The sequence below is a fragment of the Thalassospira sp. TSL5-1 genome, assembly GCF_001907695.1.
Taxonomy (GTDB): Bacteria; Pseudomonadota; Alphaproteobacteria; order Rhodospirillales; family Thalassospiraceae; genus Thalassospira.
In genome coordinates, this window is sequence record NZ_KV880637.1 from 123,800 (window position 1) to 150,547 (window position 26,748).

Sequence of the window (26,748 nt, forward strand, 5' to 3'; positions counted from 1 at the left end):
AACCGCCCGGTTCATGTCGGGCGGTTTTTTGTTATGTGATTATTGCAAAAAAAAGCCGCCAGGTCGCAGAACTGGCGGCTTTGTGTCACGGGGGGAGCGTGACACATGGAGACTGATGGGTTGAGCATCAGGCCCCGAAAAAATAACGTCCCGCGGCGACCAGCCCCATACCGGCGATCATGGCGGCAAAGAGATTGCGGGTGATGATCATGGCAAGCAGGGTGGCGCAGGCGCCGATCATGCCGATCAGCCCGGCGGAAAGCGCGCTGGGCACCCAGACGGAAATCAGAACAGCACCCGGTAAACGTTCCAGCACATGGGCCCAGCGGCCGGTTTGGGGCAAACGGTCGGCCATCAAAAGGCCCCCCAACCGCATGCCATAGGTGACAACGGCCATGCCAAGAATGGTCAGGACGGCTTCGGGGGTGAAGCTTGTGAAATCGGGCATGGTTTATTCTCCGGCGCGGGGCGAGAGGGAGCGATCATTGGGAACGGGCGTGTCATCACCGTCAGAGATGCCATCGCGGATGGTTTCAGGCTGGGCTGATTTATCGTCATCACCCTTCCAGGTCAGGGCGGAAACCACAACACCAGCCCCCGCACCGGCCAGGATCGACCAGGTGCCGGGCAATAGATAATGCCCGATGATGGAGCCAATGGCCGCTGCAATCCAGGGCAGTAGGTCCGCCCGGCCTTTCCACATGCCAATGGTCAGGGCGGCGAAAATGGCGGTAAAGGCAAAATCCAGGGCATAGACATTGGGGTCGGGTATGCCACCTGCCAGCAGATAGCCAATGGTGTTACCACTGCCCCATATCACGGCAAGGAACAATCCGCCGCCCAACAGAAAGCCCGGTATGGGTGTTTCCTTTTGCGCCATCGTCATGGCCCAGTTTTCATCGGCAACCATGTGCATCGCGCAGATTTTGACCCATAAGGGCCGCCCGCGAAAAACCGGGCGCAGGGAGGCGCCGATCAGGACATAGCGCAAATTGATGATCAGGGTGGCAACAATGATGGTCAGTGCGGGAATGGTTTCGCGCCACAGGTCAACCGATACAAACTGGGCGGAACCGGCAAAGACCGTGAGGCTCATGAACAGCAATTCACCCAGGCTAAGCCCGCGCTGGGTGGCAAGCACACCCAGAACCGCGCCAAAAATAAAGGTGCTGGGCAGCAGCGGCAGGCAGGCAATGGCCCCGCGCCGGATGGCATCGGTGGTGAAATGGGCATTATGGTCGTTATGGGGACTGGTGGGCATGATCGTTCCCGAACGGTTTCTTGGTGGCATTTATCATTGAACCCTCTATGCCACTTTTTAGGTGTTCTGATCTTGAACGATATTGCTGTTATCGGGTGTGGGGAATAAACGCGCTGGGGCTGACTCCCCACATGGCCTTGAAATGCCGGTTTAAATGGCTTTGATCGGCAAAGCCGGTGGCGGCTGCCGTATCGGCAATGCTGCACCCGTCAAACAGCATCCGTTTGGCCCGGCGCAGGCGCATATGGTTCAGATAGGTATGCGGCGGCAGGCCGGTTGCGTCGCGAAAAACGCGAAGCAGATGAAAACGGCTTAACCCGGTTAAGGCTGCCAGGCTTTCAAGCGAGATATTTTCATCCTGGTGGCTGTGCATATAGTCGATGACCTGGCGCACGCGGCGGTCTTCGGCCCCGGGTTTGAAATCATACGGGGCGGCATCGGCATGGCGGAGCGACAGGCGGGCGGCACTGTAAAAAAGCTGGGTGTCGCGTTCAAGGTCGCTGGTCAAATGCCGGCCTTCGGGGGCAAAAATGCGATGGAGTTTTTGCAACAGTAAATGCAGGTCGGGATCGTTGATGACATGCTGGCTAAAGCTGGGCAGGCCTTTGCTTTTGGGTGAAATTTCCGCCACCAGATCGGCAAAGATTTGCGGGTTAATGAACAGCACCTGATAGTGATAGCCGTCATCGCAACCCGGGCCGCCATCATGGACCTGCATCGGGTTCATGGCAATTAACTGCCCGCGCCGGGCAATGTGGCTGGTGCCGCGTGTGGTAAATTTCTCCGCCCCGTTCAAAACCGTGCCAAAGGCGTAATAGTCGTGGCTGTGTTTGGGAAAGGTGAAGCGTTTATAGTCTGCTTCAAACAGGTCAATACCCTCTGCCGCGCGCCAGTGGCGGGCACGTTCACGGGGGCGCTGGTTCGCCCGGGCGGGGTGTGTCAGCATGGTCATGGTCGCACTATAACGCGGAAAAGGGATGTCATCTTGTACAATATTGACACCATACAATTTGGCTGAATGACAAGAGTGGGGCATTTTTATTGGCGAATCGTGCCGGAATATCGTGCGGCGGGTGACGGTTTGAGATTCCTGATCGTAAGAGTAGGTTCATTTAGTGCGCCAAGTGGGATGATAAATGTTCGTTTGATGCTTTTACGATGGTTGTTTCGGCAAAAAACCCGCTGAAACATGATCTTAATGGAAGTGTTACATTCGCCAGAGTGATTTCGCGCTAAGGCAGCAGCATGAACGCTTTTTACCGACTTTTCGGAGCCGTCATGTTGTTTGACCGAATTCGTATTGGCCATCGCATTTACGCCGGGTTTTTGATCCTTGTTGCGATGTTGTTGGGTTTAAGTGCCCTGTCATCCTGGTATTTGCTGGGATTCGCCAGTGATGCGGACCATATCGCCAAACGAACCGAACTGGTTGGTCTTGCCAATGATTACGCGTTGAAGCTGGAGCGCCTGTCCAACCAGGTGCTGCTGTATGCGCAAACGGTGGACCCGGACGTGCGCAGCGAAATCGCCATCATTCAGGATAATGCCATTGCCAGCCGTAAATCGCTGGCCGATGCCCTGATTGCCATTGGCGACGAGGTCAAGGCAAACGAGCTTAAGGTTCTGGCGGAAAAATACATTGCCACACTGGAACCCCTGGTGCTGCGGGCCGAAAATATGACGGCATCGGCCGATACCATTTTGCTCGGAGCGAACCAGATGGGTGGATCATCGTCGGAACTGGTATCGTTTATCAATAAACGCGACCCGGAAATTGCCGAAAAATATGGGGATCGCTTGTCGAAAGCGAACCTGAATGCGATTGTTGCCAATTTGGAATATGCAATTGTCCATACGCCAGCAGCACTAGAGAGCGCGCGTAATGCCACCGCAGCCCTGACGGATTTGCACGAAGAAATCAAATCGGCGATGGGGAAGTTAAAGCGGGCGGATAAAAAGCTGTTTTCCTATGCCACGCGCGATAATGACCTGCTTAAGCAGGGGGCAAATCAGCTTGAAGGATCATTTAGTGGTTTTGGTCAGTCGATGAATGACTTTAAGGCCGCCGTGCGTGAAGTGCAGAAGATTACCGGGCAAATCCGAACCGAAGCGATTGCCGGGCAGAATGAACTGGTTGATGTGGTGCATGGCAAATCGCAAAGCTCCGCCATGACCAATATGATTGTTGCGATTGTCGGGGCCTTGGTTGCGATTATCCTGGCGGCGGGCACCGCAACCAGTATTTTGCGCCCGCTACGCCGGGTGAATGGCGATATGGTGCGGTTGGCAAGCAACGATACGGCTATTGACCTTGCCGATATTAAGCGCCGTGACGAATTTGGCGCGATGGCGCGCACGGTGTCGATTTTCCGCGATAATGCCCTGAAAATCGAAACAATGGCCGAAGAACGCATCGAACTTCAGCGCCAGGAAGAGGAAAAACGCCGGGCATCGCTGGGCGGAATGGCCGAAACGATTGAAGGCGAAACATCGGGGCTGGTAGAATCGGTTTCGCGCCAGGTGAACCGGATGCGCGATGCAGTGGGCGAAGTTGCCGCCGCCGCCGACCGTGTGAACGGCCAGACCGAAGCCGCCACCAGTGCCGCAGAACAAAGCCGTGAACATGCCCAGTCGATCAGCGATGCCGCCAGCCGCCTTTCCGGGGCGATTGGCACCATTGCCGGGCGGGTGGAACGCCAGCGTACCATTGCCCAGTCCGCTGTTGAAAGCACCCGCCAGTCCGCCGCTGCCGTGGATGATTTGCGCGAAGTTGCCAGCGGGATTGAACAGATGGTGGACCTTATTCGTGGTATTGCCGCACAAACCAATATGCTGGCGTTGAATGCGACCATTGAGGCCGCCCGCGCAGGCGAGGCCGGGCGCGGTTTTGCCGTGGTTGCCGCCGAGGTCAAGAACCTGGCCGGGCAAACCGCCGAAGCCACCGAACAGATTACCAGCCATGTGGGGGCGATGGGCAGTGTGACGGACCGGTGTGTTTCGGCGATGGAAAATGTTGGTGTGACGGTGCATGACATGATGGCGATTTCCGATGAAGTTGCCGGGGATGTAATTTCGCAGCGCCGCGCAACCGAGGAAATTACCCTGGCCATTCAGGCCGCCAGTGATGCGGCGAAAAATGCCGGCGATGCGATCATGGAAGTTTCGCGTGATATTGACCATGCCCGTAACCTGAGCGTGGATTTGACCGGTCATGCCGATGATGTTACCGCCCATGTCAGTGAATTGACTCTGTCGCTTAATCGGGCGGTGCGCGATGCAGCGGAAAAAGACAATGACAAAAACAACGACCCGATTGTAACGGCTGGCCGGGATATACGGGTGATGTTTGATGATCAGGGGACACGCGTCGAAACCAGCCTGTTTGACCTGTCGATTGGCGGGCTTTCGGTAACACCGCCGCAAAGCTGGGAACGTGGTCGCAAGATGGCGGTGGAAATTGAGGGTTTGCGCGGCAAATATAATGTCGAGGTTATGAGCCGCCGGGGGCTTGATGCCCCGAAAATGCGCCTGAAATTTACCGATCCGCTGGAGCAGCGCGGGGATCTGGTGATGTTTGTTGCCCGCATGTGGCAAAAACACCTGGCGGAAAGTCAGATGACCCAGGGGCACGATGAAAACAGCCTGCGGGCCGAGGCCGCCAATGACTATTTGGCCGCACCGCAGCTGATTGCCGGATAAGGCCGTCGTCTGCCTGTCGATAGATTTCGCATTCAATGCAAAACGAATTAAGCCGGGTAACGCATTGCGTTACCCGGATTTTTTTGGCTGACCGTTAAAATTGCCGAGGCGAAAGACCGGGATTATTGCCCGTTATGGCTATACGTTTGGGAATAAATCCAGTTTTCATCATGCTGCGTACGTTTTGATACAATGACGTACAATTTTGCACTCGTACAAATGTCGGGCCGGTGGCACTGTACGTGCGAGAATGGTTTTAAAGCCCGGTGATGGCTTTGGGATATTTTCATTTTTGCTATGGGACGCATGTGGATTTCAGGGGACGGGACAGTCAATGTCACGAATGGTAAGGCTTGTTGTAATTTGTGTGGTGGCGATTGTCCTTATTGGCGGGCTTTTGGCCTATCGTGCCGGGAAATTGCCGTTCCTGTCGGTTGACGGGCCGATCATTGTGCAAAATAACGGGGCTGCCTCGGCGGCAAAAAATGGGGACAAGGGGGCGATGCCTGCTGCCCCGCCCTTGCCGGTGATTGCCGAACGCGCCGTTTTAACCCCCAATGACACTGTGGTGGAAGCCGTTGGAACCGGGCGCTCCGCCATTGGGGTCACGCTTTTTCCCCCGGTGGCGGGCGAGGTTAAGGATGTGCTGTTTCACGCCGGAGACAGGGTGAAAACCGGGCAGGTTTTACTGATTTTGGATTCCGCACGCGAAAAACTGGCACGCGACCTGGCCGCTGTGCAGGTGCGCGATGCCAAACAGCTTTTGGACCGCTATGAAAAGGCCCGCCCGCGCGGGGCGGTATCGGACAGCGAAGTGGACGAAGCCCGCACCGCCCTGGCAGAGGCCCGCATTCGCCTGGATCAGGCGGCGGTGGACCTGGATGATCGTACCATTTTGGCCCCGTTTGATGGCATGATGGGGATTCCGGCGGTTGAGCCGGGCGACCGGATTGAAAAAACCACGGCCATTGCGACGCTGGATAATATTGATAGCGTGCTGGTGGATTTTGAAGTTTCCGAAACCCGTTTTCGTGATGTGAAACCGGGGCAATCCGTGCGGGTGGAAACCTGGAGCCTGCCGGGCGAGAAATTTGAAGGTGTTGTCGACGTTATTGGCAGCCGGATTGACCCGCAAAGCCGTACATTTTCGGTGCGTGCGCGTATTCCTAACCCTGATGGGCGTTTGCGCTCTGGCATGTCCTTTGCGGTTTATATCGATATTGCCGGGCAGTCTTATCCGGCAGTGCCGGAAATTTCGGTGCTGTGGGGTGATAAGGGTACCTACGTTTGGCGGATCGAGGATAACAAGGTCAGTCGTGTGCCCGTGCGTGTTGTGAAGCGAACGACGGGTCGCATTTTGCTCGATGGTCCTATCAAGGCGGGCGACCTGATTGTGGTGGAAGGCGTGCAACGCCTGCGCCCCGGTCGTGATGTGGCCGCCACCATCCGTGATGACGAACAGGGCGTTGCCCAGCGAAACGGGCCGTCGGACGGGGGATCGTAATATGTCGCAACATAATGATATTGCGTCATTAAGCGTGCGTCGCCCGATCTTGATTGTCGTGATTTCCCTGCTGATCATTCTGGCCGGTCTGGCGGCGATGATGGGAGTGGAAATTCGCGAACTGCCCGATGTGGACCGGCCTGTTGTTACCATTTCGGCGACCTATACCGGCGCCTCGCCCGAAACGGTGGATACCGAAGTGACCAGTGTCATCGAAGGGGCGGCATCGCGCGTGAGCGGCGTGGAGGATATCAGCTCCAGCAGTGAAGAAGGGAGTTCGCGGGTTCGTATCGAATTTTCGCCTGATGTGGAAATTAATGATGCGGCCAATGACATTCGCGAAGCTGTCAGCCGCGCCCAGCGCAGCCTGCCTGACGAGGTGGACAATATTCGCGTGGTCAAGGCGGATTCGGACGCCAGCCCGATTTTGCGGCTTGGCGTGGTCAGCAACCGTTTGACCGAAGATGAACTGGCAAATGTGGTGGAAGACCAGGTTATTCCCGCCTTTTTGTCCGTCCCCGGTGTGGCCGAGGTCAATGAATATGGCGACCGGGAAAAGGTCTTGCATGTGCGGGTGGACCCGTTGCGCATTGCCAGCTATGGCCTGTCGATTGACGATATTGCCGATGTGTTGAAAACCGCCAAATTTGATATTCCGGCAGGCAGCTTTGATTCCAGTGACCAGAACCTGTTTGTGCGTGCCGATGCGTCGGTTTGGAAACCGGCCGATGTGAAGGCGATTTTTGTGCGCGATGGTGTGCGCCTGGGCGACTTGGCCGATATTTATTATGGCCCGGACGATGCCACATCCTATGTGCGCCTGAATGGCCGCGCGGTGATTGGCCTTGGCATTGTGCGCCAGGCGCAGTCCAATACGATTTCGATTTCCAAGGGGGTTCATGCCACCGCTGAAAAGCTGAACAAACAGCTTGATGGCGTGCAGGTGATGGTGAATTCCGACGACGCCGTGTTTATTGAAGGTGCCTTGTGGGAGGTTGTGCGCAGCCTGGCGCTGGCGGTGGTGATTGTTGTTGGCGTGCTGTATCTGTTTTTAAGGTCCCTTAGCGCGACCCTTATTCCAACCGTGACCATCCCCATTGCCCTGATTGGCACAGTGGCGGCCATCTGGTTGCTGGGATTTTCAATCAATATTCTGACCCTGCTGGCGCTGGTTCTTTCAACCGGGATGATTGTGGATGACGCGATTGTGGTGCTGGAAAATATCCAGCGCCGACGTCATCAGGGGATAAAGTCGCTGGCGGCGGCGGTATTGGGCACACGGCAGGTGTTTTTTGCCGTGATTGCCACCACCTTAACGCTGATGTCGGTTTTTGTGCCGATTTCGTTTTTGCCCAGCACGGCTGGCAGGCTGTTTCGTGAATTTGGCTTTGTGTTGGCGGTGTCGGTGGCGATTTCGTCCTTTGTCGCCCTTACTTTGTGCCCGCTTTTGGCATCGCGCCTGAAACATATCGACCCCGAAGCCCCCAAAAAGGGCGATGGAAAATTTCATCTTCTGGATCGTGCTGGCGCGTTTTTTGCCGGGCTTTATAAGGCAGTGCTGGAACTTGTGCTGCGATTTCCGGTGATGACGGTGATTGCATCGCTGTTGGTGGCAGTGTTGGCGGTGGGCGCATTCAAGCTGGTAAAACAGGAATTGCTGCCCGACGAGGACCGGGGCCGGTTGCTGGTATCGTTGCGCGGGCCGGATGGTGTTGGCATTGATTATATGGACCGGCAGGTGGAGGCGGTGGAAAATATTTTGAGGCCCATCGTTAATCGCGGTGAAGCACAGAATATTTATACCATTGTTGGTTTTCGCGATAAAAACCGGGCCCTGGTGATTGCCAGCCTGGCCCCGTGGGAAGACCGCAGCCGCAGCCAGCAGGAAATTACCGCCTCCATTCGCGGGCAGTTAAATGCCCTGCCCGGCGTTCAGGCCTTTGTCTATCAGCCCAATTCGCTGGGGTTGCGCGGCAGCAGTTCGGGTGAAAGCCTGGAATTTGCCTTAACCGGCACCAATTACCGCAAACTTGCCGCCAATGCCCAGGCCCTGCAAAAGGAACTGGAGGCAAATTACCCCAATATTACCGGTGTTCGTGTGGGTTATCAGACAACCCAGCCGCAGCTTTTGGTGAATATTGACCGCCAGCGTGCCTTTGACTTGGGCATTTCGATTGAGAGCCTTGATACCACCCTGCGCGCCATGATTGACGGTTACGAAGTGACCGATCTTTCGGTGGATGATACGACGGTGCCGATTAAATTGCGCAGCACCGCCGGGGCGATCCGCGATCCATCGGACCTGGATAACCTGTTTGTGCCGGGCAAGGACGGGCGCATTTTGCCGCTATCTTCGATCATTCATCTCGATGAAGAGGCGGTGGCTTCCGAACTGGACCGTGAAGGCCAGCAGCGTGCCGTGACGATTTCGGCCAATATGGCGCCGGGTTATACCCTGCAACAGGCGGTATTGGATGTTGAAAAGGCCGCGCAAACGGTGGTGCCAACCGGGACGGGCCTGCTGTTTTTGGGCGATGCCGCGGCCCTGGGTGAAACGTCGCATGATGTAATGATCACGTTTTTGGTGGCGGTGCTGGTGGTGTTGCTGGTATTGGCCGCGCAGTTTGAAAGTTTCATGTCGGCGTCCGTCGTGGTGTTAACGGTGCCGTTTGGCCTGGCGGCAGCGATTTTTGCCCTGGTGATCAGCCATACCTCGATCAATATTTACAGCCAGATCGGCCTTGTCATGCTGGTGGGGCTGATGGCGAAAAACGGGATTTTGGTGGTGGAATTTGCCGACCAGTTGCGTGACCGGGGTAAATCGGTTCGCGATGCCATTCATGATGCGGCGATGATCCGGTTGCGCCCGATCATGATGACGATGATTTCAACCGTGCTGGGCGGGTTGCCCCTGGTGCTGGGCACTGGTGCCGGGGCCGAGGCCCGGGCCGCGATTGGCTGGGTCATTTTTGGCGGCTTGGGCTTTGCCACGGTTTTTACCCTGTTTTTAACGCCGGTTTTATATTTGCTGCTGGCCCCGCTGGTGTCAGCCCGCGCCGATGGCAGCCAGAAACTGGAAGATGAATTGCGCCTGGCCGAAAACATTCCCGATGCCGATGAATATGAAGGGAGTGCCGGGTGATGCGGTTTTGTGCCCTGTTAAAACATGGCCCGGTTTTGGGCAGTGCGATGCTGGTATTGGCCGGCTGTGTCACCGCGGGGCCGGATTATCAGGCCCCGCAATTTGACCTGAAGGCAACCTACAGCCCGCAAATTCCGCAAATTGCCGATCATAAACCCGATCAGGCGCGCTGGTGGGAAAGCACAACCGACCCGGTTTTATCCCGGCTTGTGGCCGATGGCCTCAAAAGCAATATTGACCTTAAAATTGCCGCCAGCCGCATTGCCGAGGCCCGGGCCGTTGCCCGGGGTGTTACTGGCAATAATGGCCTGCAAATTGGCGCAACGGCGGGCGGGCGACAGGAGCGACAATGGTCCACGCGCGAAAAGGGCAATTATCAGGATGATCTGGGCGGGAATGCTGGGATTGACCTTTCGTGGACGCCGGACATTTGGGGCGGGCAGGCGCGCGAGGGTCAGGTGGCCGAGGCCGATGTGTTGCAGCAGGTTTATTTGCGCGAGGATGTGTATCGCGTGGTAATTGCCGATATTATCCGCAATTACATCACCCTGCGCGGTACCCAGCAACGCCAGATTTTGTTGCGCAATTCGCTGGATTTACAACGCCAGACCCGCGATATCGTCGATTTGCGTGCGCAGTCCGGCTTGGCATCGGACCTGGATTTTTCACGCGCCCAGGCCGAGGTTTCCGATATCGAGGCAACATTGCCCGTCCTGCAAACCAGCATTGACCGGTCCATTAATGCCATTGCCATTTTAACCGGGGCGCAGCCGGGCACTTACCGTGATCTGTTAAGCAAGTCCGCCCCCCTGCCGGAATTTGACAGCGCCCCACCCATTGGCGTGCCCGCCGATTTGTTGCGCCGTCGCCCCGATGTGCGGGCGGCCGAACTGGGCCTGATTTCCGCCACAGCCGAAATTGGCGTGCGCACGGCAGAGCTTTATCCTGAACTGAAACTGGATGGCAGCCTGTCGCTTGCCGCGTCTGGCTATGGCAGCGGGCCGATTGTACGTACCGCCCTTGCCGCGATCAGCGCGGTAATTGATGCCACCATTTATGATGGCGGCGTGCGCAAGGCCAATATCACCGTGGCCGAAGAACAGGCCCGGCAGGCCTTTTATACCTATCGTAAAACGCTTTTGGCCGCGATTAGCGATGTTGAATCGGCGATATTTGGCTATGTCGGTGCGGTATCGCAGCGCGATAGCCTGGTTCTGGCGGTATCACATCATCGCCAGGCATTCGAGCAATCGCGCGTGCGCTATACCCAGGGCCTGTCGAATTTTTTGGATGTGCTGGATGCACAACGCACTTTGACACGATCCGAACAGGATTTGGCCGATGCACAAACCAGCCTGGAACTGGAAACCATCAATTTGTATTCGGCCGTCGGGCTGGATGCGGAGGAAGTGGACCGGCTGGCGGAAAATATGAACCGGGACAGCGCGCCTGAAAAGGATGGGTTTGACCCGTTTTATGTTCAGCCTGCCGGATAAGGCAGGCATTTGGAAAAAGCGGGCGATGCCGTAAGTGATGGCATCGCCCGGCTGTTTTATGGCGCGATTGCGGGTGGCAAGAGCGGATACCACAGCGCAAGGGCCAGCAGGGTTAAAAACAGCACCGGTGTGGTGATGACGATGCCAACTTTCATATATTGCCCCCAGGTGATTTTATGGCCTTTGCCCGCCAGCACATGTAGCCAAAGCAGGGTGGCAAGGCTGCCTATCGGGGTGAATTTGGGGCCCAGGTCATTACCGATGACATTGGCATAAATCATCAGTTGCTGAATGACGGGCGGAACATGCCCGCCAACATGATCAACCGCAAGGGCGCCAATAAGCGTGGCGGGCAGGTTGTTCATCACCGATGCCAGAATGGCAGCGGCAAAGCCGGAGCCAATGGTGGCAATATAAATGCCCTGATGGCCGATAATGGCCAGAAAATCGGCTGCATCGGCGGTGAGCCACGCCTGCCCCAGCCCATAGACCACCAGATACATGCCAATGGAAAACAGCACGATTTGCCAGGGCGCGTTTTTCAGAACGTGCGAAAGCGAAATCACCCGGTTTTTGCCCCCGGCAAACCAGCGCCCGGCAATCGCCATCAGCGCCAGGGCGGCGGCCCCCATGAACAGGCAAATGGGAATACCCAGATGGGCGGTGACGAACAGGGCAATCAGCAGCACCCCAATGATGGGAAAGGCGGCATAAAAAACCTGCCGGTCGCGAATGGCGTGGGCGGGTTCTTCCAGCCGTTCCAGCGGGTAGCTGCGCGGAATGTCCCGGCGGAAATACAGCCACAGGACCAGCAGCGTTGCCAGCAATGAAACGATATTGACCGGCACCATCACCAGCGCATAACGCGCAAAACTGACACCGAAATAATTGGCGCTGACAATATTGACCAAATTGGAAATCACCAGCGGCAGGCTGGTGGAATCGGCAACAAAGCCGGTGGCAATGATAAAGGCCAGGGCGGATTTTTCGCTGAATTTAAGGCGCAGTAAAATCGCCAGCATGATGGGCGTTAACAGCAGGGCCGCCCCGTCATTGGCAAAAAAGGCCGAAATGATGGCACCCAAAATAATGATCAGCGGGAATAACCGCCGGCTGCTGCCCTTGCCCCAGCGGGCAATATGCAGGGCGGCCCAGGCAAAGAAACCGGCATCATCCAGGACCAGCGAGATAATGATCAGCGCGACAAAGGTAAAGGTCGCATCCCAGACAATATCCCAGACAATGGCAACGTCGCCCCAGCCCACCACACCGGCCATCAGGGCCGCGCAAGCCCCGGCAAGGGCACTCCAGCCAATGCCCAGGCCACGGGGTTGCCAGATCACGAAAACAAGCGTGATCACAAAAATCAGCAATGCAAGCATATGCCAGGTCCTGACTAGAGGGAGGGTTGATTGACCCGCCGGGAAAGCTCCTCGGCGGTTTCAACACGTTCGGAATAACGCGATGTCAAATAGGCGGAATGATGGCGGGTCAGGAGCGTGAATTTCACCAGTTCCTCGCAGACATCGACAACGCGGTTGTAATAGGGCGAGGGTTTCATGCGCCCGGTATCGTCAAATTCGTTGAAGGCCTTGGCAACGGATGACTGGTTGGGGATGGTCAGCATCCGCATCCAGCGGCCCAAAATGCGAAGCTGGTTGACCGCATTGAAACTTTGGCTGCCGCCACAAACCTGCATGATGGCAAGGGTTTTGCCCTGGGTGGGGCGCACACCGCCCAAGGATAGCGGGATCCAGTCTATTTGGGCTTTCATCACCGCTGTTATGGCGCCGTGGCGTTCGGGTGAAACCCACACCATGCCTTCGGCCCATTCGGCTAGGCCGCGTAATTCGTGAACCTTTGGGTGTTCGGCGTCGGCATCATCGGGCAAAGGCAGGCCGGAGGGGTTAAAGGTTCTCACCTCGCAGCCATACCATTCCAGCAGGCGGGTGGCTTCCTCCGATAACAGGCGCGAATAGGATCGTTCCCGTACCGACCCATAAAGTACCAGAATACGCGGGGCATGTTTGGGGGTATCTGGGCCTGCCAGCTTTGCAAAATCAATCGGCTGGAGGCTGTTCCCGTCGATATTGGGCAGGTCGGAAAAGTCTTTTTCGGTCATGATCAGTCTGCTGGCGTAAGGGTGATGATTTCGCCGTCTTCCTTGGTGAAAGACGTGACCGGATGGGGCAGCAGGGCCAGTACCTGTTCGGACGGGCGACACAGCCTTGTTCCCAATTCGGTGACAACAATCGGCCGGTTGATCAGGATGGGATGGGCCATCATGGCATCGATGAGTGCATTGTCATCAAGGGTTTCATCCTCTAGCCCCAGTTCGTCATAGGGCGTGCCTTTTCGCCGCAACAATTCGCGGGGGGTGATCCCCATCGCCGTAATCAGGTCGCACAGCTTGGCGCGGGTTGGCGGCGTTTTCAGATATTCAATAACGTGCGGTTCCTCGCCAGATTGCCGCATGATTTCAAGCGTATTGCGCGATGTGCCGCATTCCGGGTTGTGATAAATCACCGAGATCATTTTTCAGCTTCCATTTTGCACGATGCCTTTGCCGCTTGGGGCTGTTGCAGGGGCAGGCACAGTTCGGGATGACCGGCACAGCAGTCATTGACCATGAAAGCCACCACATCATTCATTCGCGCCAGGCTGGCGCGGTAGATGATGGAGCGTCCCTGCCGTTTTGAGGTGATCAGCCCCGAGCGCGATAATACCCCCAAATGGGCCGACATCGTGTTGTGGGGTACCTCAAGCAAACGGGCAAGCTCACCTGCCGGCAAACCTTCCGGTTCATGCCGGACCAGCAGGCGAAATGCCTCCAGCCGGGTGACTTGCGACAGGGCAGTAAAGGCATCGATGATTTCATTTGTGTCCATATGTCCAAAGATATGGACATATTTGGCAAAAAGCAACAGACATTTATATGACAATGACGGGCGGTGTGGGTGGAAGCGGAATTGGAAACAGGGCCGAGTTTGAAAAAACAAACCCCGACCTTGCATGTAAGGCCGGGGTTCATTTTGGGGCGAGTTTGATGGGCAGATTTTAGTCGGCGTTCTTTAGCAAACTCTTAACCTGGCCATAAAGTGTTTCGGAATGGCCCGAAAGGTCGCTTGAGAAGCTGGTAAGGCGGTTGGCCTGGTCCGATGTCTGGTCGGCAAGCTCGTCCAGCTTGCCAAGATCGCTGGAGATCGTTTTGACGCCACTGGCAACTTGCTGAATATTGACGGTGATCTCCTGCGAGGCAGCACGCTGCTGTTCGACAACGGTGCCAAGATTGCCAGCTATTTCCTCGTTTTCCTCGATCACGGTGCGGGTATCGCTGAGTTCGTTGACAACGCGGCTGGTATTGTCGCGAATGGCGCTGATGCGATCGGTAATTTCCTGGGTAGACCGGGCGGTTTGGGTTGCCAGGGTTTTAACCTCGTTGGCAACCACGGCAAAACCTTTGCCCGCATCCCCGGCACGGGCCGCCTCGATGGTGGCATTAAGAGCCAAAAGGTTGGTCTGGCTGGCGATGTCCTGAATGATTTTCACCACCGAGCCTATTTCATCCACCGCATCACTAAGTTGGTTCATCACCGAACCGGTATGGTCCATTTCCTTGACCGCACGATTGGCAATTTCGGTCAGCCGGTCGATCTGGCGGGAAATTTCGTTGATCGACTGTGTCATTTCCTCGGAGGCGGAGGCAACGCGCTGGGCGGTGACGGCGGTGGTATCGGAAGCCGAGCGAACATTTCCCGCCAGCTCGGCACCTGTGGTAGAGGACTGGGTTAGTTCGCCGGACAGTTTTTTTAGGGCAATGGCGGAATTACTGACCTCGCGAGACAATTCAACGCAGTTCTTACCAAGGGAAACTTCGTCGGTGATAATGTCGGCCGATAGCGCAAAACCGTTGGGGGTGCCGTCGTCATTCTTCATGACGGTAATGGCGACCAGAATGGTGTCCTCGTCGATACGAATGCGATATTCCAGCGGCAGGCGATTTAAGGACCGTCCCAGATTCCGGAACTTGTCCTGGCCTAGGACGCGGTGCAGATCGTTGATGTTTTTGCCTTTGGCGGATGCTGCATTTTCACCCCGCCCCGAATAGATCAGTTCGCCAAAACCATAAGACATATAACGCACATTGCCCTCAAGGTCACAGGCAAGCAAACGGCTGGGAATGGCGTTCAGGATATGCTTGTAAAGCAGGGCTTCTTCCTGCTGTTGGGCCTGCGCCTGGGACAGGGCGGTCTGGTTTTCGCTGATCTGATTTCGTTTCGACAGAAACATGAATACTCCCCCTTGGTGTGACTTTGCCTGCAATCCGTGATGTGTGCGGCGGTACAGTGCGGGCGCGCATTTTCGGATGTGTGCCGGTTTGCCGGACGTTATTGCTGGAAATTGTCGTCCCCGCCTCACTATGTCGCGGCATTTTCAGGGCGATATCAATTGGAAAAGAAAAATGCCGCCAGGGTGACATCCAACCGGACGGTAATCCTGGGATGAATAAGTATTGGTTCATAATCTTCCGTATAATTAACGGGTCGGTTTTTTGATAAAATGACCAGGCATAGTCTGAAACGGGGGCGTTCTTTTTGCGGTGCAAAATGACGAGTCGGTGTGTGATTTTGAGCTCATCCCATTTGTGCGGGTTGCCCATTTGGCGTCAGAACCGGTTTTGGGTTTCCTCAGTGGTCTGATTTTGGGTGTTTTTTTGCCGATGGCCATGGGGTATTTGTTTGCGGGTAATATGGGGGCATATTGTATTTTGGAACGGCAGGGCGCGATTTGGTGTTTGGTTTGATGCGGTGCAATATGAACCGCATCACCCGTTATGGCGCGGGTGGTGGTTGGGTACTTCAAATTTGTCGCAAAACCGCCTAAACCATTGATATGGAATTCATCCATTCCATTTAGGAAAGAACGGACCCATGCGCGACCTGTTTGCTGATCAGCCCCCGCAAAATATGTTGCCCTGTGATGGTGATGCCCGGCTGTACCGGGATGTTTTGCCCATCGACGAGGCCGACCGCATTTTCGAGCGGCTGCACATGGCGCTGAACTGGCAGCAGGAAACGGCCCATATTATGGGGCGCGATATTGCCGTACCCCGCCTGACATCCTGGTATGGTGAAGTGGCCTATCGTTATAGCGGTGTTTATCACCCGGCAGCCCCCTTTCCCAAAATATTGCTGCCGTTACGCAAGCTGGCCGAAGAACATGCCGGGCAAAGTTTTAACACTGTGTTGCTGAATTTGTATCGCGATGGCCGTGACAGTGTTTCCTGGCATGCCGATGACGAGGATGTTTTAGGCGATAACCCGGTGATTGCCAGTTTATCCTTTGGCGGGGAAAGGCGGTTTCATATGCGTCATAACCAAAGTGGCGAACGGGTCAGTATTGATTTGCCCCATAATTCCCTGCTGATCATGGGTGGGGCGATGCAGCATTACTGGCAGCATCAAATTCCCAAAACCGCGCGTCCGGTGGAACCGCGCATTAACCTGACCTTTCGTAAAACCGTGGCCGAGCGGAACGCCTGAACACCAACAGCGGATAAAAAACCGCCCCTGAAACATCGGGGCGGCAGGAAATCGAAGTGCAATACGAAATTGCCGGGAAAACCGCAAACACACATGTGCGCGACAGTGACAGATTGTAAAGGGAGGATCTGTCACATAAAATCGAAATGAATCGATTCAATAAAACCATAGTGGTGGTTGCGAGGGGCACTTGTCAATAATATCGTGACCCCGTTCAAAAAAATGTTGTCGCTTGTGCTATCGTGGCAGCGCACAATGGCAGAAAATGGGAGAATTTTGGCATATGGGCAATCGGGTTCGTCTGGTGGATGTGGCCAGGGCTGCAGGGGTTTCCCAGGGGACGGCATCTAATGCGTTTGGCAAACCGCACCTGGTGCGCGATGAATTGCGCGAGAAGATTTTGGCCGTCGCAGCCGAAATGGGCTATCGCGGACCCCATGTAATGGCGCGCATGTTGCGTACTGGCAAGGCTGGTGCGCTGGGGGTGGTTTTTCCCGATAACCTTGAATATGCCTTTAGTGACCCGGTGGCGATTGAATTGTTGCGCGGCATTGGCCGCGAATGTGCGCGTCAGTCGGTCAATATGATGATCATTTCGGCCGAAAACCACGAACAGGCGGTGGCTGCGGTGAATAATGCCGCCGTCGATGCTTTTCTGGTGCATTGTTATTCTGAACATAACGACGTCATTGCTGCCATTCGCCGCCGTAACCTGCCAATGGTGGGCATTGATACCGACATTGCCGGGGCAACAGCCACGGTGGTGCTCGATGATTTTGAAGGGGCGGCAAGTGCCGCGCGCCACTTGCTGGAATGCGGGGCGCGCAAATTTGCCATTCTATCGCTTCAGGCCGATGAAGAGGGGCAATTTGGCCTGATGGATGCACGAAGGCGTGGCGCGGTGAGCCATCGTGTCGTGCGTGAAAGGCTGGCGGGCTACCATTCTGTTTTGAAAGAGGCCGGTATTGATGTTGCCGACATTGTGCATATTGAATGCGAAAACCTGTCGGAAAATGTGCGCGGCCAGGTGGTGGAGCTGATGGCGCAGTTCCCCGATCTTGATGGCATTCTTGCCATGTCCGATGTGATTGCGATTGGCGCGTTAGAAGCCCTTGCAAAAACCGGCCATGAGGTGCCCGGCCAGGTGCGGGTGATGGGCATTGATGGTGTGGCGCGCGGGGCGCGCACAACACCGCCGCTGAGCACGGTTGCACAAAATTCGGTCGAAAAGGGCCGGGTCGCTGCCGAATTGGCCCTTGCGGGGGATGATGTGGCCGAACCGGTTTTACTTAAAACCCGCCTGCTGGTAAGGGCGAGCAGCCAGGTTATTGCGCCTTGAACCTTATCTCGTGATGCGGTTAGCCGCGCGTAAGGTCATGATAGCGGAAACAGTCGGTGGTGTGGTCCATCACCAGGCCGGTTGCCTGCAAATAGGAATAAATGATCGTTGATCCGACAAAGCGCATGCCGCGTTTATGCAGGTCCTTTGACAGTGCATCGCTGACTTCGGTGGTGACAGGCACATCCCCGATATTTTGCCAGTGATTGATGATGGGCTTGCCATTAACAAACCGCCAGACATAGGCATCAAAGCTGCCAAATTCCTCGGCGATATCAAGGAATATCTGGGCGTTGCGCACACTGCTGACGACTTTCAGGCGGTTGCGGATGATGCCGCTATCGGCCAAAAGGGCGGCCTGTTTGGCATCGTCATAGGATGCAACCTTTTCCACGTCGAAATTGTCATAGGCCGCCCGGTACTGGTCGCGCCGGGATAAAACCGTTAGCCAGCTTAACCCGGCCTGGGCGCCTTCCAGGATCAGCATTTCAAAAAAATGCCGGTCATCATGCACGGGGACACCCCATTCCCTGTCGTGATATTCAACGTAAAACGGCTTGTCGATATGGGTGTGTGCCCATTTGCAGCGTGTTGGTTCGCTGTGGGCTGTTGGTGCAGCAGGTCCCTGGCTGGCATGCTTGGAGTTGGTCATCGGACAACTGCCTATAATAAAACACGAAACAGGGCTTTGACCTTAGCATGTACTGGCGAACGGGTAAGGGATTTTGTTGCAGGTTGCATGCAAAGTATGAAGCGCCACAAGCGGAGATATGCCAATTCCGCAGGCGTTGACACAAAATTGCAATCAAAATGCAATTGAAGATTAAAAACGGAAATAATTTTCGCATGATACATGCTTGAACGGTAAATTCCCAACATCAGACCGTTCATTCGATGATTTCTGCTGAAAATTCTGCCGGGCAAACCGGTTCCCCGGTTGTTGTGACACAAACGTCACAGCGTTTTGGCCGCAATACCGTGCTAGAAGCCATTGATCTTGCCGTTGCGCCGGGCGAGGTGGTTGCGCTGCTGGGCCCGTCGGGCTGCGGTAAAACCACATTGTTGCGGTTACTGGCCGGCCTGTCGCGGCCGACAACGGGCAGCATTCATATTGGGGATCAATTGGTGGCCGATGCGTCATCCGGGGCGTTTGTGCCGCCGGAACGGCGCTCCATTGGCATGGTGTTTCAGGATTATGCCCTGTGGCCACATATGACGGTGGCGCAAAATGTCGGTTTTCCGCTGGAAATGCAAAATATTGGCCGCGCCGAACGCGACACCCGCATTGCCGGTGCGTTGGAAATGGTCGGGCTGGGCCATGTGGCAGAGCGCCAGCCAGGCACGCTTTCGGGCGGGCAGCAGCAGCGTGTTGCCCTTGCCCGTGCGATTGTGTCGCGCCCGCGTTTGGTTTTGTTTGATGAACCGCTTTCAAACCTGGACCGCGAATTGCGCGAAAGCCTTGTGGTCGATATTGCCGCTCTGTTGCGCAAACTGGGCATGACGGCGGTTTATGTCACGCATGATCATGGCGAGGCCTTTGCCATTGCCGATCGTGTCGCCATTCTTCACAGCGGCCATATTTTACAAATTGATGCCCCCGAACAGCTTGTTGGCAAACCCGTTTCGCCGCAGGTGGTGGATTTCCTCAAGCTGGGGCTGGTGCTGCCCGCCGAGGTGCAAAATGGCGATCTGGTTATTCGTGGTGGGAAACAGCGCCTCTCGCCTCCGTCAACACTGATCAATGGCAGTCGTTCTGGTGATTTGTTTTTGCCGCGTGCTGCCCTTCGGGCTGCATCGGGCTCTGGCGGGCCGGAAAAGGGTAGTGCGATTAGCGGCATCGTGATTCACAGCATGTTTCGCGGTGATGGTTATGCCGTGCAGATGCGGTTTGACCAGAATATCGCAATTGAAATGTTCAGTGCCACGCGCCTGGGGGACGGCACGGTGCATGACCTTGATATCTCGTGGGATCGGGCCTTTTGGTATCCGCATGATGCGGCACAGGTCCCGTCTCATACATAACGTTCAATAGGGGATGACAAAGATGAAAAGCCTGAAAACGGTTCTGCTGGCTGGGTTTGCCTGCCTTGCCCTGACGGGAAATGCAATGGCGCAAAGTGTGACGGTTTATACTGCCGGTCCGGGGGGATTGATTGAAAAGCTCGCCGCTGGTTTCAAGGATGAAACCGGCATTGATGTGAATGTGTTTCAGGCCACCACCGGCAAGGTCATGGCCCGCCTTGAAGCGGAATCCGCCAACCCGGTTGCCGATGTGGTGATTTCGGCATCGTGGAAAACCGCCACCAGCTTTGCCAAAAAGGACATGCTGCTGGATTACACCAGTGCAAATGCCAAAACCGTGCCCGATTTCCTGAAAGGTCCGGGATATGTCGCCCAGGGTATTTCCGCCCTTGCCATTGCCTGGAATCCCAAAAGCGGCACGCCGAAACCGGCCGATTGGTCCGATTTGACCAAGGCGGAATATAAAGACCTGATCACGATGCCAGACCCGGCACAGTCTGGCTCAGCCTATGAGCTGCTGGCCGCGCTAACCGCCCAGCCGGATTTGGGTTGGAAACTGTTTGAAGGTTTGGCGGCCAATAAAATGATTGTACCCGGTGCGAACGCCCAGGCCCTGAACCCGGTGTTGCAGGGGGCCAAGGCGGTTGTGTTTGGTGCGGTCGACTATATTGGCCTGTCACAGGCGGCCAAAGGGGAATCAATCGAGGTGATTTTCCCGAAAAGCGGCACTGTGATTGCCCCGCGTCCGATGATGATTTTAAAAACCTCGTCCCATCAGAACGAAGCCAAAAAATTCATCGATTACGTTTTGTCCGATGCCGGTCAGGCGATGGTGGCAAAAACCCAGTTGATGCCTGCCCGTTCCGACGTCAAGGCTGACCGTCCGTTGATTGCGGATCTGAAAATCCTGGAAGTTGATCCGAAAACCGACCGCAAGGCGGTGCTTGATCGCTTCGCCAAGACCTTTGGCATGGAATAATAGGCCCAACGTGCGCCTGACACATTTAAAATCACGGGTATTTGGCAACGGCGGCATGATTTTTGCCGCCGTTGCCCCTGTTTTGACCATTCTGGTGGCATTTCCGCTGCTGTTTGTGGTGTTACAGGCGATTTTTCCCGATATTGCGCGGGGCATTTTTGCCAATCCGTTTTCCCGTTTTGTCGAAACCCTGTTTGACAAACACCTGATCGCCTGGACGTTAAACACCCTGATGCTGGGTGGCAGTGTGGTGCTGGTCGCGTCCCTGGTGGCGGTGCCGCTGGGCATTTTGCGTGGGCTTTTTCGGGTGCCGTTTGCCGGGCTGTGGGATGTGGTGTTTTTGGTCCCCTTCACCATTCCGCCCTATATCGCCGCCCTTGGCTGGATCATGGCTTTGCAGCCGCGCGGTTATCTTGAACAAATCACCGGCGTTAATTTTGGCGGTTTTCTTTTTTCATTTTGGGGCGTTGTGTTTGTCATGACGCTTAATGTTTTTCCGGTTGTTTATTTTGCCGTTTCGCGCATGGTTTCCTCGATTGGCGGGCGCTACCTTGAGGCCGCGCGTGTTGCGGGCTGCCCGCCGATGCGGTCCTTTTGGCGCATTACCCTGCCTTTGACGACGCCGGCGATTGCCGCCAGTCTGCTGCTGGTTTTTGCCATGTCGATCGAGGAATTTGGTACCCCTGCGGCGCTTGCGGCACGTAGCGGTTTTTTAGTGCTGGTCACGGGTATTGAACAGCGCCTGTCGGATTACCCGATTGATTTGCCCGGGGCTTCGCTGCTGTCGGTTATTTTGGTGGTAATTGCGATGGCGGCCTTTGTGTTGCAGCATCGCATTGTCTCGCGCCGCGATTTTCAAACCGTGTCGGGCAAACCCGGGGCCAACCGCGCCGCCGAACTGGGCGTGTGGCGCATTCCGGTTGTGCTGTTTTTTGCCATTATCGGCTTTTTGGGCGCGGTCATGCCGATTTTATCGGTGGTTCTTACGGCCTCGACGCGCACCATTTCGGGCGGGCTGGCGGCGGATAATTTCTCGACCGAGAATTTTGCCGAAATTTTCGCCAATTCCGGTGGCGCGATGGAGGCCCTGGGTACCAGCCTGTCGCTGGGGCTGGGCGCGGCGGTTATTACTGGTATTTTGGGCACCATGACGGCCTATGTCGTGGTGCGCCAGCGCACGGTTTCGTCCCGTATTCTCGATTTTCTGACGCTTATGCCCAACACCATTCCCGGTGTTGTTGTGGCGGTCGGGCTTATTCTGGCGTGGAACCAGCCTTGGCTGCCGGTAACCCCCTATAACACCATCGGTGTTTTGGTGCTGGCCTATTGCTGCTTGTTGCTGCCTTACCCGGTGCGTTATGCCAATGCAGCCCTGCGTCAGGTCAGTGTCAGCCTGGAGGATGCGGCCCGTGTTGCCGGGGCAGGCGGGATCAAGGTGTTTTTTCGCATTTTGATGCCATTGATTTTTCCCAGCATTCTGGCCGCTATGCTGCTGGTTTTTGCCGTGGCAGCCCGTGAACTGGTGGCAACCATATTGTTGGCCCCCATTGGCACCAAGACGGTGGCGCTGTTTATCTGGCGGCAGTTTGAACAGGGATCGGTCGGTATGGGGATGGCGATGAGTGTCATGGCCATTGCCATAACCATGACCATTCCGGTCGCGGTGGCGATCTGGGCGCGAAAACAGGGGCGTCTGTTCTGATTTTTGATTGGAAATATCGGAAAAATTGACCAAATCCGGGTGTTTGGGTGGCTTCGCGCTTGCGCCTTTCTGTCCTTGTCATTACCTTCGCGATGAACTGGTTTCCGTCATCCCAACGGGCAAGACAACACGAAGGAGCGGTAATGCAATCTGTCCTGATCCTGATAAGCACAGTGATCAAGCTTTATATCTGGTGCTTGATTCTTCAGGCGATCCTGAGCTGGCTGGTCGCGTTTAACGTGATTAATACCAGCAACCGTTTCATTTATATGGTCGGTGATTTTCTCTATCGCATTACCGAACCGGCCTTGCGCCCGATCAGGGCGATATTGCCCAATCTTGGCGGGATCGACCTTTCTCCGATTGTGTTGATTTTGTTGCTGAGTTTTGCGCAGAACCTGCTGTTTGAACTGCTTGCGCCAATGGTATATGGCTAAGGCAGAATTGACGCAGGCGGGCATTTTGTGACGATGGCAAAAGCTGCTTATGAAGTTGTGTCAGACGGGCAGCAGGTAAAGCTGTTTGTGCGGCTAACGCCAAAGGCGTCGCGAAATGGTCTTGGCGGCGTGCAGGAAGATGCCGACGGGCAAAAACGCCTGAAAGCAACGGTGACAACCGTACCGGAAAATGGCAAGGCCAATGACGCGCTGATAAAGCTGATGGCAAAGGCCGCGAAATGGCCTAAATCGGCGATTGTTATTGTCAGTGGTCAGACGGACCGTAACAAGGTGCTGCTGGTATCGGGTGAGGCAACGCAAATTGTTGCGCAAATAAACCAATGGACGGGCGAGAATTGATATGAGCAATGCGAAAATCATTGATGGCAAGGCATTTGCCGCCAAATTGCGCGGTGACATCACCACCGAAGTTGCCAAACTGAAGGCCGAACACGGGATCGTGCCCGGTCTTGCCGTGGTTTTGGTGGGCGAAGATCCGGCCAGCCAGGTTTATGTGCGCAACAAGGGCAAGCAGACCATCGAATGCGGCATGAATTCCTATGAACATAAATTGCCCGCCGCCACCACACAGGAAGATCTGGTTGCCCTGATTACGCAGCTTAACAATGATCCCAAGGTGCATGGCATTCTGTGCCAGTTGCCGGTTCCCAAACATATTGATGAAAATGCCGTTCTTGCCGCAATTGACCCGGCCAAGGATGTGGACGGGTTTCACATTATTAATGCTGGTGCGCTGGCAACGGGTGGCGATGGCATTGCGCCCTGTACGCCTTATGGCTGCCTGATGTTGCTGAAGGATACGTTGGGTGATTTGTCGGGCAAGCGGGCGGTGGTTGTGGGCCGGTCCAACATCGTTGGCAAACCGATGGCGCAGTTGTTGCTCAAGGAAAACTGCACCGTGACCATTGCGCATTCGCGCACCCGTGATTTGCCCGAAGAAGTCCGCCGCGCCGATATTGTTATCGCCGCCGTTGGCCGCCCGAATATGATCAAGGGTGACTGGATCGGCAAGGGGGCGACGGTGATTGATGTGGGCATCAATCGCATTGAAGGCGAAAACGGCAAAATGAAACTGGTTGGCGATGTTGACTTTGACAGTGCGGCAGAGGTTGCCGGTGCCATTACCCCGGTTCCCGGCGGTGTCGGCCCGATGACGATTGCCTGCCTGCTCAACAACACCCTGATTGCCGCCTGCCGCGCCAATGGTGTGGAAGCCCCCAATCTGGGTTTTGATAGCTAAGCTGTTATCACTGCAAGATGATGATAAGGCGGAGCCGGTGAAAGCGGGCTCCGTTTTTTGTTGCCTGCTTTTGGGCGTTTTGCTGTTGTCCATGATGGGAACAAAAACAGAAAACCAACTGCCAAAATTGTCAGTAGGGTGTGTTAGGATCGCCTCAACAATTTGAAAGATCAGAAAATCTCTTTCGGGGATGCCATGCCTGACCTTAGTACGCCCAAACCTGTTGCAATCTCGGCACGGCAGGCGCGCCACCTTGCCCTGGCCGGGCAGGGGTTTGAAAAGCCCGATGCGGGTAAAACCGTTGATCGCCGCCGGATCATGAAGATGATCCGTAAAACCAATATGCTGCAAATTGACAGTGTGAATGTGTTAAGCCGCGCCCATTACATGCCGGTTTTTTCGCGCCTTGGCATTTATGACCGTGATTTGCTGGATCAGTTAAGTTGGGGTACTTCAAAGCAGCGCAAGCTGTTTGAATATTGGGGCCATGAGGCATCGCTGATCCCGGTGGAGGATTACCCGCTTTATCGCTGGCGGATGGAGGATGCGCTGAACGGGCAGGGCATGTGGGGCGGCATTGCCCGCACCGCGCGCGAACATCCCGAATTTGTTCGCGATATTTTAGAACACCTAGAACGGAAAGGCACGACCGCGGCCAGTGACTTGAATGACGAACCCCGCGAAGGCGGTAGCCAATGGTGGGGCTGGACCAAAACCAAAACGGCGATGGAATATTTGTTTTGGAGTGGTCAGGTCATGGCGCGCAAGCGGCGTGGGTCATTTGAACGGGAATATGACCTGCCGCATCGTATTATTGGCGATATGGCCCATGACCCGGTTCTACCCCGCGATGTGGCCCAGCGTGCCCTGATCGCCAGGGGCATTGTCGCAATGGGGGTTGCTACCCTGGCTGACCTGCGTAAATATTTCCGCCTGCCAACGGATGATGCCAAGGCGCGGGTGGCTGAAATGGTCGAAAACGGGGATTTACTGCCTGCCAGCGTGGAAGGCTGGACGCAGCCAGCCTTTATCGCACCTGATGCCAAAATAAGGCGGCGATCATCGCCCACGGCCCTGATGGTGCCGTTTGACCCGGTGATGTGGGAACGCGACCGGGTGGAGCGCATTTTTGGCTTTAATTACCGCATCGAAATTTATACCCCGGCGGAAAAGCGCCAATATGGCTATTACGTTTTGCCCTTCATGCTGGAGGGTGATTTTGTTGCCCGGGTGGATTTGAAGGCCGATAGGAAGGCAAAGGTTTTGCGGGTGTTTTCGGCCCACGCCGAAGAGGGTTGCGATAACGACATGGTTGCAGCAGCCCTGCATCACCACCTGTGCCAGCTTGCCGTTTTTTTGGATCTGGAAGATGTGGTGGTGACGGAAATGAACCCGTTTTCCAAACGGCTTGCGGCGCAAAAACCGGTTTAATGGTGTGATGAAAAGCGAACGGGGCGCAGGTCCCACAACCACGCCCCGTTCTTTCCCTGTTTTGGCCCGATCACAGAAGTTTTTTAGAACAATGTGATCGCGGGCTTTCCTGCCGCCTTACCAGCAGGTATAGCCCCCATCCGCCAAAACAATGGAACCGGTCATCAGGCTTGCCGCGTCGGATGCCAGAAACAAAACGACGGAAGCTATTTCATGGGTTTCGCCCAGGCGCGCCATCGGGGTGCCGTTGATCCAGGCGTCATACATTTCCGGCTTGGATTTGACAAATTCGTTGAGTGGCGTTGCGATATAGGTTGGCGCAACCGCGTTAACACGTACCCCGCGTGCGCCCCATTCGGCCGCCAGCGATTTGGTCAGATGATGAACGCCTGCCTTTGAGGCGTTGTAATAGGCCTGTTCCTGCGGCTTATTGACGATAAAGCCGGACATGGAACCGATATTGACGATGGCGCCGCGTTTTTTATCCAGCATCTGTTTACCAAATTCGCGACAGCACCAGAAGGTGCCATTCAGGTTGACGTCGATCACATTGCGCCAGTGTTCGTCGGCCACGGTTTCGGCCGGTGTTTCGGAACGCGCGATACCGGCATTGTTGACCAGAATGTCGATGCCGCCCTGTTCTGCCTGCTTGGCGGCACTGGTGCGGACCTGGTCGGGGTTGGTGACATCCATCAAATCGATGCTGGCCTCATAACCCTTCGATTTCAGGTAATCGCGGCCTTCTTCGGCGACTTCGGCGCTGATGTCGCCGATCACCACATGGGCACCCGCTTCGGCAAGGGCCTCGCAACAGGAAAGGCCAATGGCGCGACCGCCCCCGGTGACATAGGCGCGGCGTCCGGTCAGATCGAACATTTTCAGATACATTTTGATCTCGCAGTTTGGTCGGTGGTCAAAAAGGAAAAAGGCCT

23 protein-coding genes are annotated in these 26,748 nt (G+C 55.5%); 13 read left to right on the forward strand and 10 right to left on the reverse strand.

The annotated features are described in order from the left end of the window. Positions 1 to 127: 127 nt before the first annotated feature. From LF95_RS00590 to LF95_RS00600, 3 genes are all read right to left on the reverse strand, one after another. Positions 128 to 448 (reverse strand): AzlD family protein, encoded by a 321-nt coding sequence (locus tag LF95_RS00590; protein WP_073953210.1) that lies wholly within the window; start codon positions 446 to 448, stop codon positions 128 to 130. 3 nt (positions 449 to 451) lie between these two features. Beyond that, complete coding sequence (locus LF95_RS00595) at positions 452 to 1,261, reverse strand: AzlC family ABC transporter permease (RefSeq protein WP_083607435.1); 810 nt, start codon at positions 1,259 to 1,261, stop codon at positions 452 to 454. Positions 1,262 to 1,349: 88 nt separating this feature from the next. After that, a complete protein-coding gene (locus tag LF95_RS00600; protein ID WP_073953211.1) occupies positions 1,350 to 2,213 on the reverse strand; it encodes an AraC family transcriptional regulator in 864 nt (287 codons plus the stop codon). A gap of 326 nt (positions 2,214 to 2,539) precedes the next feature. Between LF95_RS00600 and LF95_RS00605 the strand changes: the two genes are divergently transcribed. The 4 genes from LF95_RS00605 to LF95_RS00620 all read left to right on the forward strand — a co-directional run bounded on the left by LF95_RS00605 (position 2,540) and on the right by LF95_RS00620 (position 11,102). Beyond that, entirely contained in the window at positions 2,540 to 4,960 is a 2,421-nt protein-coding gene (locus LF95_RS00605; protein ID WP_083607437.1) for a methyl-accepting chemotaxis protein, read from the forward strand. A 334-nt stretch (positions 4,961 to 5,294) separates the two neighbouring features. Continuing rightward, a complete protein-coding gene (locus LF95_RS00610) occupies positions 5,295 to 6,464 on the forward strand; it encodes an efflux RND transporter periplasmic adaptor subunit (protein ID WP_252509609.1) in 1,170 nt (389 codons plus the stop codon). A gap of 1 nt (position 6,465) precedes the next feature. Continuing rightward, complete coding sequence (locus LF95_RS00615) at positions 6,466 to 9,606, forward strand: efflux RND transporter permease subunit (protein ID WP_073953212.1); 3,141 nt, start codon at positions 6,466 to 6,468, stop codon at positions 9,604 to 9,606. After that, positions 9,606 to 11,102, forward strand: a complete 1,497-nt coding sequence (locus LF95_RS00620) for an efflux transporter outer membrane subunit (RefSeq protein ID WP_083607439.1) — start codon at positions 9,606 to 9,608, stop codon at positions 11,100 to 11,102. The genes LF95_RS00615 and LF95_RS00620 overlap by 1 nt, the downstream gene beginning before the upstream one ends. Before the next feature lie 56 nt (positions 11,103 to 11,158). On the opposite strand, the gene LF95_RS00625 is transcribed toward LF95_RS00620, so the two are convergent. From LF95_RS00625 to LF95_RS00645, 5 genes are all read right to left on the reverse strand, one after another. Further along, entirely contained in the window at positions 11,159 to 12,484 is a 1,326-nt protein-coding gene (locus tag LF95_RS00625; protein ID WP_073953213.1) for an arsenic transporter, read from the reverse strand. Between the two features lie 14 nt (positions 12,485 to 12,498). Continuing rightward, positions 12,499 to 13,224, reverse strand: a complete 726-nt coding sequence (gene arsH, locus LF95_RS00630) for an arsenical resistance protein ArsH (protein ID WP_073953214.1) — start codon at positions 13,222 to 13,224, stop codon at positions 12,499 to 12,501. 2 nt (positions 13,225 to 13,226) lie between these two features. Further along, complete coding sequence (gene arsC / locus LF95_RS00635) at positions 13,227 to 13,637, reverse strand: arsenate reductase (glutaredoxin) (RefSeq protein ID WP_073953215.1); 411 nt, start codon at positions 13,635 to 13,637, stop codon at positions 13,227 to 13,229. Further along, complete coding sequence (locus LF95_RS00640) at positions 13,634 to 13,990, reverse strand: ArsR/SmtB family transcription factor (RefSeq protein WP_073954732.1); 357 nt, start codon at positions 13,988 to 13,990, stop codon at positions 13,634 to 13,636. The genes arsC and LF95_RS00640 overlap by 4 nt, the downstream gene beginning before the upstream one ends. A 169-nt stretch (positions 13,991 to 14,159) precedes the next feature. Further along, complete coding sequence (locus tag LF95_RS00645) at positions 14,160 to 15,392, reverse strand: methyl-accepting chemotaxis protein (RefSeq protein WP_073953216.1); 1,233 nt, start codon at positions 15,390 to 15,392, stop codon at positions 14,160 to 14,162. A 641-nt stretch (positions 15,393 to 16,033) separates the two neighbouring features. On the opposite strand from LF95_RS00645, the gene LF95_RS00655 reads away from it, so the two are divergent. Next, positions 16,034 to 16,645, forward strand: a complete 612-nt coding sequence (locus LF95_RS00655) for an alpha-ketoglutarate-dependent dioxygenase AlkB family protein (protein ID WP_083607440.1) — start codon at positions 16,034 to 16,036, stop codon at positions 16,643 to 16,645. A 283-nt stretch (positions 16,646 to 16,928) separates the two neighbouring features. Then, positions 16,929 to 17,984 carry a LacI family DNA-binding transcriptional regulator gene (locus LF95_RS00660; RefSeq protein ID WP_073953219.1) on the forward strand — a complete coding sequence of 352 codons (1,056 nt, stop codon included), beginning with the start codon at positions 16,929 to 16,931 and terminating at the stop codon, positions 17,982 to 17,984. A 19-nt stretch (positions 17,985 to 18,003) separates the two neighbouring features. On the opposite strand, the gene LF95_RS00665 is transcribed toward LF95_RS00660, so the two are convergent. Beyond that, positions 18,004 to 18,636, reverse strand: coding sequence for a DNA-3-methyladenine glycosylase I (locus LF95_RS00665; RefSeq protein ID WP_083607441.1), 633 nt, complete (start codon positions 18,634 to 18,636; stop codon positions 18,004 to 18,006). A gap of 242 nt (positions 18,637 to 18,878) precedes the next feature. On the opposite strand from LF95_RS00665, the gene LF95_RS00675 reads away from it, so the two are divergent. From LF95_RS00675 to LF95_RS00705, 7 genes are all read left to right on the forward strand, one after another. Further along, positions 18,879 to 20,006 carry an ABC transporter ATP-binding protein gene (locus tag LF95_RS00675; protein WP_073953221.1) on the forward strand — a complete coding sequence of 376 codons (1,128 nt, stop codon included), beginning with the start codon at positions 18,879 to 18,881 and terminating at the stop codon, positions 20,004 to 20,006. A gap of 22 nt (positions 20,007 to 20,028) precedes the next feature. Continuing rightward, positions 20,029 to 20,985, forward strand: coding sequence for an ABC transporter substrate-binding protein (locus LF95_RS00680; protein ID WP_083607442.1), 957 nt, complete (start codon positions 20,029 to 20,031; stop codon positions 20,983 to 20,985). A gap of 55 nt (positions 20,986 to 21,040) precedes the next feature. Then, positions 21,041 to 22,687, forward strand: coding sequence for an ABC transporter permease (locus tag LF95_RS00685; RefSeq protein ID WP_073954735.1), 1,647 nt, complete (start codon positions 21,041 to 21,043; stop codon positions 22,685 to 22,687). A gap of 143 nt (positions 22,688 to 22,830) precedes the next feature. Further along, the gene (locus tag LF95_RS00690) at positions 22,831 to 23,124 is read left to right on the forward strand and encodes a YggT family protein (RefSeq protein WP_073953223.1); all 294 of its coding nucleotides are present in this window, start codon (positions 22,831 to 22,833) and stop codon (positions 23,122 to 23,124) included. Positions 23,125 to 23,157: 33 nt separating this feature from the next. After that, positions 23,158 to 23,484, forward strand: a complete 327-nt coding sequence (locus LF95_RS00695; RefSeq protein ID WP_073953224.1) for a DUF167 domain-containing protein — start codon at positions 23,158 to 23,160, stop codon at positions 23,482 to 23,484. A 1-nt stretch (position 23,485) separates the two neighbouring features. After that, the gene (gene folD / locus LF95_RS00700) at positions 23,486 to 24,385 is read left to right on the forward strand and encodes a bifunctional methylenetetrahydrofolate dehydrogenase/methenyltetrahydrofolate cyclohydrolase FolD (RefSeq protein WP_073953226.1); all 900 of its coding nucleotides are present in this window, start codon (positions 23,486 to 23,488) and stop codon (positions 24,383 to 24,385) included. A gap of 195 nt (positions 24,386 to 24,580) precedes the next feature. Next, positions 24,581 to 25,816, forward strand: a complete 1,236-nt coding sequence (locus tag LF95_RS00705; RefSeq protein WP_073954736.1) for a winged helix-turn-helix domain-containing protein — start codon at positions 24,581 to 24,583, stop codon at positions 25,814 to 25,816. Positions 25,817 to 25,933: 117 nt separating this feature from the next. Here LF95_RS00705 and LF95_RS00710 read toward each other — a convergent pair whose 3' ends face one another. Next, positions 25,934 to 26,704, reverse strand: coding sequence for an SDR family NAD(P)-dependent oxidoreductase (locus tag LF95_RS00710; RefSeq protein WP_073953227.1), 771 nt, complete (start codon positions 26,702 to 26,704; stop codon positions 25,934 to 25,936). Positions 26,705 to 26,748 lie beyond the last annotated feature (44 nt).